A 15,946-nucleotide genomic window follows, 5' to 3' on the forward strand; every position below is an offset into this window, starting at 1 on the left:
CAATCTTTGTTTTCCCTGGGGCAAACGTCAGTGCTCTTAACGTATTGTGCGCACGTCAAAGTCAGTAGTCCACGGCGAAAATGCGGTTGAGCTGCTGAAGGGGGCTATGTGACTGAGGGAAGTGCGACCGGTTCTGACGTACTCGGATCTTATCCAACCGAGATGGAGATCAGATCTAGCGGGTTAGTGCATTCAGCGGAAAGCGACATTCTTCGCCTGCAGCAGATTTTGCGGGAGGGGTATGCCTCGGGCTTCACGATCTTCAAGGAGCTGCTCCAGAACGCCGAAGACGCGGGTGCTCGCCGGATGGTCGTGGCCGGTCACGCTGGATTCGATGAAGCGACTAACCCACTGCTGCGAACCCCTGGGCTGATTGTCGCAAATGATGGTCCCGTCCTTGCCCGCCATATGGACGCGATCACCCGTGCCAGCGGCGGGAGCAAAGCGGATGAACGGTCGGCAGTAGGCCGGTTCGGTCTAGGACAAAAATCAGTCTATCATCTGTGCGACGCATTCATCGCGCTTGGCCGGGTGGAGGATCGCGAAGGCCGACCGCAAACGCTGATCATGAACCCATGGGAACAGGTTGCTGAAGCTAATGCGGCACGTCGCGACTGGCCTCAGCTTTCTGCCACCGAAGCCAAGATGCTACTCGATAAGGCAGCGGCGCTGGGCATGGAGCGTGGCATGGCGCTGTTGTTGCCGCTGCGGACCCCACATCTGCGTCCCGGGGCCGCGCTGTGCCTGTCCGATACGAACTGGCACCCTGATGGTGCGATCTCAGATATCCTCGATGGTGAGGAATTGGCCGCGACATTGTGCTGCCTCCGCAATCTGGAGAGCGTGGAGATCATACCAGTCGCGGGCGAAGTGCGCAGGATCTCCCTGCGAAGCGGTGCCCGGCGCTTGTCTGGTCCGGGTGTGGAGAGCGGGGCCACGAGAATTGACGGTAACGTCGACGGAGCTGGCTTCGAGCTCTCGTTCAGCGGACGTCAACAATGGAAGCATGATGGGCAAGCTGCGCGACTGTTGACGGCCGATGGATGGGACAAGGTGTTCGACATCCACGGTAAACTCATTCCACCGAAGGCGAATCCGCATGGTGCAGTAATCCTGTGCCGATCTGCTGCCCGTGAAGGTATGGGCCATTTGCGGTTGCGTAATGCTGTTTACTTGCCGCTAGGTGAAGCTCTGTTTTCCGAACCACTCGAACGCGGAACGGACAATATCGATCTGCTCGTGCACGGCTATTTCTTCGTGTCGAGCGACCGGCGAAAACTGCGTGAAGACGATCATATCGAAACTCGTTGGAACCAGGCGCTCCGCCGCGAGGCGGCGCTGCCGCTGCTGCTCGATGCGATTGCAGATACCCTGCCCGGCTTACCCAGCGATGCAGAGCGTCATGCGCTGATCCGAGCATTACAGCGTACGCGATGGTGGCATGAGCACCGTGTGGAAGCCTGCCAGGGCAAGGCTCTTGCCAGGTGCTGGACGGGTGACAAGGCGGAAAGCTGGCGGGTTTGCGCCGGTGACTCGCTGCGTCCAGTAGCGAGAGGCGATGCAACCTCGATTGCCCGCCTCAAGGTCGCTTTTCCTAGACTCGAGGAGTGGTGCAGCGAAAACGGCGTCGTTTTGGCATTCGGCACGGTCTTGGCTGATGCTGATCCACACTGGCCGGATGCGCAGCTTGCTGACTTGGTGCGCCTTGCCGGGCCGTCCGCCTTCCAAAAAGGACAGATCGCCGAAACGCTGGCGACGGTGCTCGAGGGCGCACAGCCCGGCGAAGCAACACGGATGGCGTTGGTTGAAACTTGCCGCAGCGCCATCGCCATGGTCGAGCAAAGTTTCGCTACTGCTGACAAGCTAAAGCCGCTTGTCCGACGCCTCCCGCAGGATCGCATCTTTGTTCTTCCGCCGAGCGTAGAAAATCGTGAGCTCCTAAACGCGTTGGCTGCCGCTGGAGGTAGCATTCCGGTTAAGGCTGCGTGGTCGGAGCAGGGTGGGGCGATGTCCCGGCAATTGGGGCTCAACGAAACAATCGAACTGTTGACCGCCGCCGAACCCTTTTTGTCATCTCGAGGAACCATAGCGCAGGAAGCTTCGACGCTGATATCGCATCTCTTGAGGAACGGTCCATCGCTCGACGCATTGGCGGCGGATCGTCGGGGTAGCGAATTGCAGGTTATTCCGGCGCGCATGATGCAAGCCGAAGAGGAAGTGCGGCTATCTTTGGGCGCCATCGCGGGATTGAAGCGCAAGGGTTTGCTGTTCGATGCGGCTCCAAATCGGGAGCTGGTCGTGCTCGCTGGCGCAGTCCTCTCACCCCCGATTTACCGTGTTACATTGAAAGATGGAGGGTTGGGGGATTTGGCCTCGGCCAAGAAGGCCGATTGCCTCCTGGCAGTCTTGCGGCAGGTTGATCGCTTCGGGGATCCTGGCAAGTGTGGCGAGCTTGCTGAACTGCTCGGTGCCGATGCTCCACGCGAGGAGTTGCGGCGCCTTGTTGCGCGAGATCAGGCTTTGCCTTCGCACGTCAACTTGATTGAGCTCGATGAGCTCGGTGGGATACTCGATGATCTGGTACTGGCGCTGTTGGAGGACAGGGAAGATCGCCTCGTAGCGTCCGCGACTGCGGCGGAATTGAAAAAGGCATTGCGCGATCACATTGGCCTGCGACGGATCGATCTTGCCGAATTAGGCGCATGGCTTCGCGATGCGCAGTGTGCTGGCACCATGCCGCCGATGGACGACTCCAAGGCTATTGCATTGCTCAAGTCAGGGATCGATGACGATATTTTGAAGTCGCTGCCCTTGCACCGATCCGACCAGCATGAACCCCTTCTTCCGGCCACTGATCTGTTCAGCGGTCGTGTTTCTGATGTTGCACCTGCGCTCTTGCCATTTACCAGTCTGGTCGAGCTTTGGGGCGATCCTTTAGCAGCGGCGGTTCAAAACAGGCTTATCGGGCGCTGGGGGCCTGAAGCCGCGATCCGCACAGCATTGTCCGCGCCAAATCCCCATCAGTTTACCTCGGAAATTGCTTCAGCATTGGGCGCCATCGAGCAAGTGCCTGATGATCTGATAGAAAAGCTTCAGGCGACCGCCTGGATTGCTGCGGACGGGAATGCTTGGACACCGACCAAAGTCCTCGACCTGCCTCTGGATGCTGAACATGCGCTCGAGGAGCTGATTATTGACCAAGGCGGACTTCTGTTCGCAAGCATGCTTCCCGGCTCCCTTCGCGAAGAAAGTGTGCAGCGGCACTTGGCGAGGCTAAGACCCGATCGATCCCAGTCATTTCTCTTTGCCGCCCGCCTTGCCGCTGACCACGGAGCCACCGGGCTTTGCCTTGATGTCGTCGAGCACCTAGATGAGCTAGCGAAGCTGGCGACCTCGAGTGTTGGCCTTGATGCAGAAGCGTGGCCTCTGATCTCTGCGGCTCTTCGCGACGGCGTGGCCGATGAGGTCATCGCGGGAATGGCTGAAGTTTTGAGCGCGCCCTCTCTTGCCGACACCGTTGCTCAAATGAATGCAATGGCTGCACTGAGCGGGCTCGGCACGAATTCTGAAGCAGTACGGCGCCTTTACCGCTCAACATTTGCCCGAAATCTGCGTGCTTTGACGCATGCGTCCAGCTATCTACCGCCCGATCTCCTTGTACCGACCGAAGCAGGTGGGTTCAGCAGGGCAGACAGGGTTGCGCTAGGAGCAGCAGGTATCGACCCTGCGGCGCTCCTCGCGCACGATTATGCGGGCAAACTGGAACAGCCCGACGATCAAAAAACAGACACCATTCCAGCCAGCAAGTCTGCCAAGGCGGACTGGCTCGAGAGTGTCGAGCGCGCTTTCACTCCAGTCAGCCAATACGATGTGCATGATGGGATTCTGCTAGCTCTGGCGATGCTTGGTCGTAATGATAGGATCCAGTCGCTCGCGGCCAGATGGGAAGGTCAGCGATCATTCCACCGCATTTGCGATGATCTCGACAATTTGGCCGACGAACACCGTGGCTTGACCAACGCAAATTTGGACCGGCTTGCTGAACTGCGTTTTGCAGTCGAGCTGCCGGAACACGGGCACGTTACGGTGCGATCAGCTGCTGGAACGGACTGCACCGTTCCGCTGTCTGGCAAAGACGATGCGCTGCTGCTGGATTGTATCCAGAGAGGAATTGAGCGCGACGAATATGGCTATCGACACGTCTATGACCTCGTGATCGGACCGGTATCGCCATCCGATGAATCCGAGGCGCGGCTGTTGTTGCATCAGTTCGTCAAAAAACTTGCTCCGGCTTTGATGCTAGGCTTCGAACGTCACAAGGCGGCATTGTCGGAGCTCTTGGACAGCTATTTTACAAGCGATCAGCGCACGCTCGCAGACACCTGTGAAGAATTGCAGGAGGTGCTTCATGATCGCTTGGCCGGCATCAAGACCGGGCCCGTAATGCGCGGGGCATTGAATGATTATCATCGCGACGCACCACGCGACCGGGACAAGGCGCGCAACGCACTTTGGGCAGCCGCGCAGTCGGACGACGGGGCGAAGGAGCTTCTCGAAGCCACCCGTCAGAAGATCGACGAGATGGGTTATGCTCCGCATCGCGTGGTTTTCGAACTGTACCAGAATGCTGTCGATGCCCAGGCGCAATGGCACGGTATCGGACGCTTCCGGGTAGAAGCGATCTACGATGACGATCAAATGATCACTTGCTTGCGAGTGATCCATTGGGGGCGCCCCATCAATCAACCAGGGAGTGATCCACGCAAGGCAGAGGAAGAAGGGCACCGACGGGACCTTTCGAATATGCTTGCCATCAATCACTCTGCCAAAGATGGAGATCGGGTAACCGGTCGCTTCGGCCTTGGATTCAAGACCGTGCATATGCTTGCCGACGAAGTTCGCCTCGCCAGCGGAGGCATAGCTATCCGGATCTTGGGAGGCATGATCCCTGCAGATTGGGCAGGGGGAAGCAGGACGGTCACCCCATTCCATGACAGGGGGCGCAAAGCGACTCTCATCGAGCTTCCGGTTGCTCCGGGCCGATCAGGAGATGCGCTTGACGCTTGGGAAGCGTTTCGGGAGGCGGCTCCGTTCTTGGCGGCGCTCGGTCAGGAAGCATCCATCGAGGTGGTGGCTCCAGACGGTGAGACCGTGTTCCGACATGAGGAGCATCCTCTTGTCGATGGCGTGAGCTGGCTGACAATCGATGCTACTCGCCACGTATTGCGCTTCGATTTAGGGAGCGATTTCCGGCTCTTCCTGCCCTTCGGACGTAATGGGCCCTACTCGTTTCCGCATGATGTGCCGCAGTTTTGGCACCTTGTCCCGCTCGTTGGTGAACGTCGCCGGGGGGCCTGGCTTCTGGAAGGCCGCTTTCCGGTTGATCCGGGGCGTACCCAATTGTCTGGCACGGCCGATGAGAAAGATAGCCGATTTGCCCGGCTTGGCATTGCTCTTGGGCCACGGCTCATCGCTTTTTACGACCATTGTCTTGCTGACTGGTCAAGCTTCGCGCGAGCGACAGGTCTCGATCCGGAAGGACGGGACAATTTCTGGCTCAAGCTGGTGCAGCTTTTTGCACAAGATCTGGCAAGCCACGGGTCCGAGCAGTCACTACACAAGTCAGGCCAAGGCCTTGCGAGGCTATGGGCGGAGCGCCCCGTGGTACCGCTGGCTTTCGGCGGTGCAACGCGCGCGGCTGATGTCAAATGGCGCTTGTCGGGAGCGCTTGCCGATCGCGATGCTCAAGCTGCGATCTCGAATTTGCTCGCCGAAGTGGACTTCAAGAATGCAGTTGTCACCGAGGAAACAGGACAGCTTCTGAAATCTGTTGGGCTGCCTTCGGGGCAACGCCTGGATGTCGTCACCTTGGCCGAAAACCTTGCTGGAGCCGAGGGCATAGATCCTGGGCTGGCGGGACGCATTTCCTGTCTTTGCGAGGAAGCAGTTTCGCAGGCGATGACCGGTGAGGAAGTTAGCGTCCGCGCTCGTGGTGTAATTTCCGGTGTAGGCGATGGTGTATTCCGGGGTGGGGCATGCCCCACCCCGGAATGCGGCGTCGCTGGTGGCCACCGGGTTCATCGTTATGGTGGAGTTTGCACACTTCAACCGTGACGAAGAGGAGTTCCCGATGACCGAGGACAGATTACTGATCGAAGAGCTGGCTGCAAAGGGCGGCCAACCGGATTTTTTGCGCACCATCGCCGAGAACGTGCTGCAGCTGATCATGGAGGCCGACGTTGATGGCCTGATCGGCGCGGGTCGCCACGAACGCAGCAGCGAGCGCGCGACCTGGCGCAACGGCTATCGCGACCGTTCGCTGGATACCCGGGTAGGCACGCTGAACCTGAAAATCCCCAAGCTGCGTGCTGGGTCCTATTTTCCGGGCTTCCTTGAGCCCCGCAAGATGGTCGAGAAAGCGCTGGTTGCGGTGATCCAGGAAGCGTGGATCGGCGGGGTCAGCACCCGGCGGGTCGATGAACTCGTCCAGGCCATGGGCATGACCGGCATCTCCAAGTCCACCGTCTCCAAGCTTTGCAAGGACATTGACGAGCGCGTCCATGCCTTTCTGAAACGCCCGCTCACCGGCGAATGGCCGTATCTCTGGCTCGATGCCACCTATCTCAAGGTACGCGAAGGCGGGCGGATCATCAGCGTTGCCGCAATAATCGCCATGGCCGTCAACACCGAGGGCCGGCGCGAGATCGTCGGCCTGCATATCGGCCCCTCGGAAGCGGAGGTCTTCTGGTCCGACTTCCTGAAGGACCTTGTTCGGCGCGGTCTTACCGGCGTGAAGCTGGTCATCTCCGATGCTCACGAGGGCCTCAAGGGCGCGATCACCCGCGTCATGGGCGCCACCTGGCAGCGCTGCCGGGTGCACTTCATGCGCAATGCCCTGTCCTATGTGCCCAAGGGCCAGAACACTGTCGTCGCCGCCGCGATCCGCCAGGTCTTCCTGCAGCCCGATCAGAAAAGCGCAACGCAGGTCTGGCGACAGGTCGCCGACCAGTTGCGCACCCGTTGGCCCAAGCTCGGCGCCTGCATGGACGAGGCCGAAACCGACGTGCTCGCCTACACCGGCTTCCCCACCCAGCACCGCACGAAGTTACACTCAACCAATCCGCTCGAGCGGCTCAACAAGGAGGTCAAGCGCCGCGCCGACGTCGTCGGAATCTTCCCGAACGAAGACAGCATCATCCGCCTCGTCGGGGCTGTGCTGATGGAGCAGAACGACGAGTGGCAGCTCCAGCACCGATACATGCAGATCGAAGGCATGGCCGAACTCAACCAACCCATGATCGAGGAGGAAAATCAGCCCCTACACATCACCGCCAAAGCCGCCTGACGATGGCCCACGGCCACAGCCGAAATTACACCACCTTGACGGACGCGACCGGTGAGGAACAATCAGAATTCCGCAAGTTACTGCGTGAGCGGCTCTGGCTCGCCGAAGATGGAAGTTGGCAGCAGATCCGTCTTCTAGCGTTTCCGCTGGGCGACAACGATGAACAAGGCAGGGCTGCATTCGCTCCTCCTTCGGGCCGCCTTTCATCAGAGTACGTAGGCGCCGCCTTTGAGCTCGCTGCCTTCGCCCGTGAACAGGCAGGTCAGCTACCCGTTGCCAAATGGGCTGAGACTGCCGGTGACAGCGCCGCACGCCAGCAAGCCTTCATTCGTTATCTGGTCGGTGCGGATGATCGGACCGTCGCACTATTGGCGAGCGCGGCAAAGTGGCTACCCAATGTCGACGAACTCGCCAACTCCCCTCTGCTGGCCGGGCTGAAGCAAGACGAGAAGAACCGGTTGCTCGCTAAGCTAGGGTATTCATTCGGCCTCCCTTCAACACCGGTCGATCCAATCAGCCGCTGGCAACCTGACGCTGCGCAGGCGCTCTCAAGGATCGCGCAGTGGTGGCGCGACAATCATGGGGATTTGCGGGCTGCCTATGATCGAGCCGTGTATCCTGAAGATTTTTCCTCAGCAGCCCTCGCTGACGGGGATAAGCCCGCTTGGTTCACCATGCTTTCCCTCGCAACCTTCCAGACACTGGGGAGGATTAAACCGGCTCAATCCCGGCAGTTTGTTACCAAGGCAATCCAAGATGGCTGGTGGCACGAACTCGCGACAATCGACCCTTGTGACGAGGAGCTGAGGCCTTTTGTCGAGCGCCTCCGAGCCTGGAGCGATCCAGATGCCGATGAAAACTACCTGATGTGGCGCAGATGCCTTCCTGATCTATGCATGATCGCGCGGCATCTCGAAAGCTACCAGAGACTGTTCCGCAAATTGCCTGCGGTGGTTGCCCAAGAGGGTGACGTGAGCCTGCGCGGACATTTGCGACCGGCATTCTCTCACGTTGCCGCTCGTATGGGCATTGAAGCAGCCCCTCTAGCAAGATCGCTTGGCATTGGCGCCAACTGGCTTGTGCGCGAATTGGGCCGCAAAGGTATCTATTCTCAGGCACAATTCGAGCAGATCATGCCTTATGGCTGGAGTGCGGCGGAACGCGTCCGACGCCTCGCTTACACGCTCGGCATGGGCCAGTTTGAGCGTGGCATCGACGAGGGACGTGCCCTGTATGGAGCGGTAGAGCGTCGCATTGGTGAAGCCGCTCATTTCGATGGCGATGGTGATTTGCCATTGCACGTGATCACACTTGCCAAGCACCGCGATGACCTCGTGTCGATCCTTCACGATGCAGACGTCGACGAATGGCCAGACAACAACTGGGACGATGCAGAAGATGACGATGCCTGAAGCACTAACCGCTGACGCAAGAGTCACTCACCCACGCCACGGCGTGGGCCAAGTTATTGCCGATGCAGGAGAATTCGTTGTTGCGCGTTTCGGCGCGACGATTCAGCAGGTTCTTCGCGCGGAACTCACGCTTGCTCGGTCGCTAGATCAAGCGCTGTCGACCGGGACTTTTGATGACAGTGCCGATACTTTGATGCGCGCTAGCGCCATGGCGATCCGGTCCGTTAACGATCAGTGGGGGGTGTTTTCTCGATCACGCGTCCAGCTGCTCCCGCATCAACTCTGGGTTTGTCACAAGGTTAATCGAACTTTCCCGTTCCGCTGGTTGGTGGCCGATGACGTGGGGTTGGGCAAAACGATCGAAGCCGGTCTGGTGCTCATGCCTTTGGTTGCTCGGGCGCAAATTCGCCGCCTGCTGGTATTGGCACCAGCAAAGCTAGTGCCCCAATGGCAGAAACGCCTGCGGCAGATGTTCGATATCCGCCTGCAGGTCTACGATCGTTCCGTTGATACACCTGCTGTGGATTTCTGGGATACGGCAAACATGGTGGTCGCGTCGGTCCACACGCTGCGCCGGGAAGTCGCCGACGGACGGGCTGAAGGCAGCCGGTTTCTTGCGGCCGATCCTTGGGACGCTGTCGTGGTCGATGAGGCGCATCATTTGCACGCGGATGAACGCACGGGAGAGACCCTTTCCTTTCAGCTCCTTCGCGCGCTGGAGGAACGGCACAGAATCCGTTCTCTCCTTCTGTTCACGGGCACACCACATCGGGGCAAGGACTTCGGCTTTCTGTCATTGCTGAGTCTCCTCGATCCGGATCAGTTCGGACCTGAGCACGACATCGACGAGCAACTGGCCAAGCTTCCGGATGTGATGATCCGTAATAACAAGGCGACCGTTACCGATCTCAAAGGCAACCGCCTTTTCACGCCGGTCACAGTGCAAACAAGGGAGTATGCCTTCAGCGCTGCGGAAAGCGCATTCTACGAAACGTTGAGTGCCTTCATCATCGATGGGCGAGCATATGCATCGACCCTCGATGGTCGGGCACAGTCGGCAAGAATGCTCTTGCTGATTGCGCTGCAGAAGCTTGCGGCGAGTTCGATTGCTGCGATTCGTAGCGCCTTGACCAAACGCCGCGCGAAACTGGCAGATGTTGCTGAGCAGGCTCGTACGCCGTCTGTGTCCATAACGGAGGGTGATGACGACGAGACATTGGACGACCGCGCGCGGGCCGACGAAGAGGCGTGGGGCAAGATGCTCGCCGAACTGATGGAGGGCGAGATCGCTCGCCTGGATGAGCTGCTTGAGTTGGCTGCACCCATTCAGCAAGAGCGGAAGATCGAGCGACTGGTAGATCTCATCGAGAGCGATTTGCCCACCGGCGAGCCAGTGCTGCTCTTCACCGAATACAAAGCAACCCAGGCTCTCGTCGTTGATGCCCTGCATGCTCGATTTGGTCACGGTTGCTGCGGCTTCATCAACGGTGATGAACGCTTGGACGAAGTTACCAAGGCGGACGGTTCGCGGGGCCCGAAAAGTTGGTCGCGCGATGCGGCAGCGGAAGCCTTCAACCAAGGCACGATCCGCTTTCTGGTTTCAACCGAGGCAGCGGGCGAAGGGATCGATCTTCAGGAGCGCTGCGCGACGCTCATTCATGTCGACATGCCCTGGAATCCCATGCGGCTTCATCAGCGTGTCGGCCGCCTGTCGCGCTACGGTCAGACAAGGCCGGTTCAAGTGTTCATCCTGAGGAACCCAGACACGGTGGAGGCGCGCATTTGGGACCTCCTGAACGCCAAGCTCGAGCGAATCCAGCGCACCTTGGACGAGGCAATGGATGAGCGAGAAGACATCAGCCAGCTCGTCATAGGCATGACTGGGCCAAGTGCTTTCGAGAAGATTTTTGCTGCAGGCCAGACCCAGCCGCGAGAAAGCCTCGATCAGTGGTTCGACCGGGAATCTGCTACGATTGGCGGAGAAGACCTAGTCGATAAGGTCAAGACCATGCTTGGCAATGTCACTCGCTTCGACTTTGCCCAAGTTGGAAGAAATCTTCCGCAGGTTGATCTGCCGGACCTCGAACGTTTTTTCGCGATGATGATGGAATCGAAGGGGCGGCGCGTTTTCCGGAGGGACGATGGTCTCGACGTTCTGACGCCCGATAAATGGGCCGATGAAGACTACGCCATGCAAGATCGGTACAAGGGGCTGCTGTTCGATCGCAATGCTCGCTTGGGCAATGGAGAAGGCCCGACCCGTCTTGTCGGCGTGGGGCACACACTTTTCGATCGAGCGCTGAAGGAAGGGGAAAACCTCCAATCGGCTCTGGCGACCTGCACGCGATTGCCCGCTCCCTTGCTTATCGCCTCAGTTGAGGATCAGGTCACTGGCCAGGACCACTCGGTTACTCGAATTATCCTAGGTGCTTGGCGCGATAACGCAGCTCAGATCCATGTTCTCCGAGACTGGGAAGTCCTTCAGTTATTGAACACGTTAGGTCGCTCGGACAATCCGAAGTCGCCTGAAATCGACATCCCACAGATGCGGGCATTAGAGGCTGATCTCCTTGATGCAATGTCGCAAAGTTTGCCGACTGTCGCGGACATGATGACCCGTCCAGGCATCCGAAGCGAGATGATGCTCTTGCCGGATCAAGGCGCCGATACGTGACGGCCTAGACCGAATTGGAGGAGAGGCTGCGCACTCTCCGATGCAGGGCATGTTTTACTGGTTACCATCCTCGTTTCTGCTATGTTCCAAGGAGCAGCGAGATGAATGCGATCATGAGCAACTTTGACATCGATACTGGCAACCGACCTGCATCCCGAAATTGGGAAGGTCTGTCGGAGCTTGATCAGGCGCTCCGCGAGAATCGCCTGATGGAGTATCGTATCAAGAAGTCTTGGGCCGACCCTTGGGGGCGTAAGCTGACGATTATCGGGGTCTTCGTCATTGTTGCCGTTTTCGCATTTTTAGCTGGTGCGTCATTCGGACTGTGGTGATCTCTGCAGATCACCACTCTTTCACTTCATCCGCTGCCTCTGCACTGGCGCCTTGGGCTCCCTTTGTAACGGCGTCGAGGCGTCCGGTGGGTCCGCTGATCCTTTGGCGACCGACCGCCTGAGCCCTTTGCACCTCTTCATGGAGATCGCCGGCTCCCACGCGGGGCACTGAACCGGAACCCCCGCCGTCGGTCTGTGCCCGGCTGCGGACTGAGCCCGCGCTTGAAATGACCGGTCGGGATACGGGCAGTCCGGTGGCGAGTACGAGGCGATCGTCGATCCCGTCGCGAAGCTGCTCGGCATAACTTTCAACGAACTTTGCCTGCAATGCCTGGCCTTCCGGACTGAGCTGGAATGTCACGTCGTCGAACCGAGCGTTGCCATAATAATCGCGGTTGCTTTCGATCTCGGCAAGACCCCATTCTCGGTAGGCTTGGGACAGATTGAGATTGCCTGCAGCGCTGTTTCCCTCGAAGAAAGACGCTTGGCTCTCAAGACGATTGGCAAGCTCCTCGGCTCGGCGAGCCTCGATAGTGAAGCTCTGTGCTTCCGTCAGAGAGGCATTCATGCCGCTTGCGGTGCTCGAGATCGACGAGCTTGATGCGGTACTGACCGAGCGAACGAACCCATCGCGGGTGCTCGACCAATTGCGGCTGTCAGACATCTGGGACAGGCTCCCAAAGATCCGCGAACGGTCTTCCGAAGCGATGCCGATGTCGCTGTCGGTCCACGTGCGTGTCCCACCGCCCTTCGCTCCAATGCTCCCAGAGAGCACGCCATTTGAAATTCCGGCTTTTGCCCCAGCTTCGCCACCGAGGAACCAGGCCGTGGAGATGTCATCGGCCGCTCTGCGGGACAGCCCGAATTGCTGCTGCAGATTGGTCGATGCCTGATCGACTTCGCTGAATGCAGTCTGGATGCTGTCGGAGTTCGAGGTGCCGGTCGCGCTCTCGAAGGATGCGCCTCGGCTGAACTGGTCCCTGAGCTCGCGGAACTTCGTGACGGCGCTGGTTGTCGATTCCGTCGCGACATTGGCATAGGTCTCACTGTTGGCGCGGGCCTGCGATGCCATCGTCGAAAGGCGCGCCGTGAACTCCTGGCCCAGCGTCGGCGTGAAGGGATAGCTGGAGGTCGGTATCTGATCGTAGCTGCCATCCGGGAAGCTTGTGGTCATCGAGCCGGTGTCGCTGAATGTTCGCGTCTGCGGTGCACCATAGGTGAAGCTCGGAGCAATCGTGCCTTGGGCGAACTGACGCGTGAGGACGCTCGAGTTTTCGAAGCTGCTGTTGCCGAGCGAGATATTGCCTGTGCTCGCCTCTCGGGCCGCTTCTTCCGCCGCGTTCTGGCTCGGGTTGAGGTAACTCGTCGCGTGGTGCGAAATTGCCATGGCGCCCTTGGCCACACCCCCTGCCAGGAACGGGACGGAGGCGATGAGGTAGCCTGCCAGCAGGCCAATATCGCTGTTCACGTCGGCCATCCCGGTGAAGCTGGCAAGGCTGAGGCCGTTGCTGCCCGTAACCGCGCTCATGTCAGCCGCGCCCTTGTACATCAGCATCATGTGGAGGATCACGAACAGTGGCCCCCAGGCCGCGAGGTAGAAGAAGCCCGTCACATAGCCCTTGAGTGCGACCGGCCCCGTCTTAGGGAGCAGGAACAGCGGGAAAAGCACCGGGAAGAGGGCGTAGAACAGCACGGTCAGCACGACGTTCAGGAGCGGGACCCACTTCATCGCGTTGCTCGCGATCGAACCATAGGTCCGCTCGGTCTGGATGTCGGCGCGGGTCTGGGCATAGACGTCGACATTGCCCGCGCCGCTGCCGCCGGACATCGAGTGCATGGCCTGGCTCATCGCGTTGATGGTCAGCGTCTGCTTGAAGATCTCGGTCGCATTCTCCGAGACGCCGGTCAGGTACTGATAGGCGACTGGCAGATCGGCGAAGAGCTTCGCCTTGGCGAGCGCGGCCGTCTGATTGGGATAGAGCTGACGGCCAAACACCGACCCCATCGCATCGACCAGCCCGGCCCACTGCGCATTGAGCGTGTCGTATGCCTCGCGGCAGGTGACAATGTTCGAGCTCACCTGGCCCGTGGTCGCATCGCGGGACAGAAACCTTTGCGCCCGAGCCTGGCTGCCCGGGGCTATCGTCGCCCAGATATCGCCTGTCTCCGCCAGCTCCTTCATCGAGTAGCGGCCGAGCAGGACGTCGTAGAACACGCATTGCCGGAAATGCTCGTCGAGATTGGCAGCGAACTCGGGATCGGAAATCCGCAAGGAGCGGGTCGCATCGTAGAGCCGCGCGCCGTAGATCATGCCGTTCTTCGAATAGTTGAGATCGCCCGGCAGGCCGAACACCACCTCGGCCGAGCCCGTCAGATAATCGCCCACCTGGCTGGTAAAGCTCGCCATGAGTGCCAGGCCCAGTGGCACATTGCTGACATTGGCAGGCGCAAGGCTGGGGTTGAGCCGGTCGGTCACATGGACGTCGAGCCGCGGCACCATGAGGCAAGAGTAGATGAGCGTTGCGCCGAGGAACCAGTTGATCCAGGCGCGCCAGTCCTGATTGAACGCAAGGGTCAGGGCAGACAAGCCCAGCCCCATTACCATCACCACCTGGAGCAGGCTCTTGTAACCGCCGTTGCCGGTCCAGGCGGCGACCGCCTGGAAGACGTTGACCAGATAGTCCCCGCCGCCGACCGTGAAAATCTCGACCATGTCTGTTATCCCGCCTGGATGTGGTTGGGTCGGTCAGTGGGTGAGGGCGCGGCTCTGGACGCCGCGCGACCAGTCCAGCGATGCGGCCATTCCGGGCGACATCGAGGCCGCCAGCACGTTCTCGATGAACGCCGTCTTCTCAATGATCTGCAGCACCGCATTGACCTTGAGATGCGTGTTGGCCTGCCGGTCAGCGAGAGCCTGACGCACGACATTGACCTGGTTCTGCCACATCGCGATCTTGGCTTCGTCAGCTCCGATGAAGCTCGACATCGAGCGGCCCGCCTCGCTCACGATCCGGTCGAGCACGGCAAACAGCAGGTCGACACTGGCGATCTCGGCCAGGGTCTCCCGGTCGTCGGTCGGCATACCCCGGCCATAGGCCGCCTGGACGGTCAGGATCTTGTAGAGCGGGATGGACGCGACCTGCAGCAGTTCCTTCTGCTCTGCGCTGATCGCGGTGTCGTCGCGGATGGCCTGAACCATCCCGCCTATGAGCGCCGCCACCCGCGGCCGCAGCGCTTTCGATGCTGGCAGGCTCAGCGACCTGAAGCCCGGGTTGAGGCACTTTTCCGGCTCGTCGCAGTCGAAGATGAGGACGTTGCCATTCGAGGTGCCATCCAGCAGCGAAGTCACGAGGGTGGACGATGCCTCACCGACGATCGGCACGAACTTGCCCGGCTCGTCGTCCTTGGGGGGCACGTAGATGATCGTGCCCAGCAGCGTCATCGCATATTCGGCGAGCTCTTCGTCGAACCTGCCGCCTGGCGAGAAGAACGCCGACTTCTTGAGGATTGTCCAGGTGTAGTTGCGCGGCACGCCGGGATTGACGTCGTCATACTTGCCCGAGCCTTGCGCGGTCGTGCTCGATCGCTGCCCCCTGGTGCCGCACCCATGTTTGGCCGCGGCATAGTCGGTGAAGATGCCTTCGGAGTTGCCGATCGCCTCACAGATCGCCTTGTCGGCAAGGTCGCCCTTGGGCCAGATCCCGCCCACAAGGCCCTGCGCCATCTCGCAGGAGTTGATGTTGAGATTGTTCATGAGCTGAGCCTTCTGGCTGAACTCCTGCATGATCTTCGAGCATTCCGGGCAGACGGTGTCGATCGCGAGGCTGAAGGCGAAGCCGACGGCATTGTTCGCGACTGCCTTCAGCATCGCGACGATCTCGCTCGTGTTGATGAAGCTGAAGGACCCGGCAAAGATGTCGATCCCGCCGCAACCGGCGCGGGCGCGCGGCAGCTGCAGGTTGGCAATGTTGGTCGTCTTCTGCGGGAACCGCGTCCAGACATTGCCGAGGCTGTAATAGCCGGCAGACTGCCCCTGAAACGCGGTCGGCCCGTTGACGTTGGCTGCGCCTCCGACATCGTTCAGAAACGAGTCCATCGAACTGCCGACATCGGCCGATGCGCCAGATAGCGGAAGGGTGAGGGGGAGGGTGGCTGCAAGGAGCGCAGCGACGGCTCTTTTCAT

At 59.8% G+C, this 15,946-nt stretch carries 7 protein-coding genes; 5 read left to right on the plus strand and 2 right to left on the minus strand.

What is annotated here, in order from left to right:
- The first annotated feature begins 162 nt into the window (after nucleotides 1-162).
- From SAMIE_RS01030 to SAMIE_RS01050, 5 genes are all read left to right on the plus strand, one after another.
- On the plus strand, nucleotides 163-6,114 hold the full coding sequence (locus SAMIE_RS01030) for a sacsin N-terminal ATP-binding-like domain-containing protein (RefSeq protein WP_145988109.1): 5,952 nt from the start codon (nucleotides 163-165) through the stop codon (nucleotides 6,112-6,114).
- Between the two features lie 16 nt (nucleotides 6,115-6,130).
- Complete coding sequence (locus SAMIE_RS01035; RefSeq protein ID WP_006954973.1) at nucleotides 6,131-7,345, plus strand: IS256-like element ISSpma2 family transposase; 1,215 nt, start codon at nucleotides 6,131-6,133, stop codon at nucleotides 7,343-7,345.
- Between the two features lie 35 nt (nucleotides 7,346-7,380).
- Nucleotides 7,381-8,757, plus strand: a complete 1,377-nt coding sequence (locus SAMIE_RS01040; RefSeq protein WP_126516697.1) for a hypothetical protein — start codon at nucleotides 7,381-7,383, stop codon at nucleotides 8,755-8,757.
- The gene (locus tag SAMIE_RS01045) at nucleotides 8,735-11,431 is read left to right on the plus strand and encodes a DEAD/DEAH box helicase (protein WP_162849013.1); all 2,697 of its coding nucleotides are present in this window, start codon (nucleotides 8,735-8,737) and stop codon (nucleotides 11,429-11,431) included. Before SAMIE_RS01040 ends, SAMIE_RS01045 begins: the two co-directional genes overlap by 23 nt.
- 101 nt (nucleotides 11,432-11,532) lie before the next feature.
- Entirely contained in the window at nucleotides 11,533-11,763 is a 231-nt protein-coding gene (locus SAMIE_RS01050) for a hypothetical protein (protein ID WP_066701538.1), read from the plus strand.
- 10 nt (nucleotides 11,764-11,773) lie between these two features.
- Here SAMIE_RS01050 and SAMIE_RS01055 read toward each other — a convergent pair whose 3' ends face one another.
- Nucleotides 11,774-14,476, minus strand: a complete 2,703-nt coding sequence (locus SAMIE_RS01055) for a conjugal transfer protein TraG N-terminal domain-containing protein (protein ID WP_066701536.1) — start codon at nucleotides 14,474-14,476, stop codon at nucleotides 11,774-11,776.
- Between the two features lie 33 nt (nucleotides 14,477-14,509).
- Nucleotides 14,510-15,946 (minus strand): conjugal transfer protein TraH, encoded by a 1,437-nt coding sequence (locus SAMIE_RS01060; RefSeq protein WP_066701535.1) that lies wholly within the window; start codon nucleotides 15,944-15,946, stop codon nucleotides 14,510-14,512.

It is taken from the genome of Sphingobium amiense (assembly GCF_003967075.1).
Taxonomy (GTDB): domain Bacteria; phylum Pseudomonadota; class Alphaproteobacteria; order Sphingomonadales; family Sphingomonadaceae; genus Sphingobium; species Sphingobium amiense.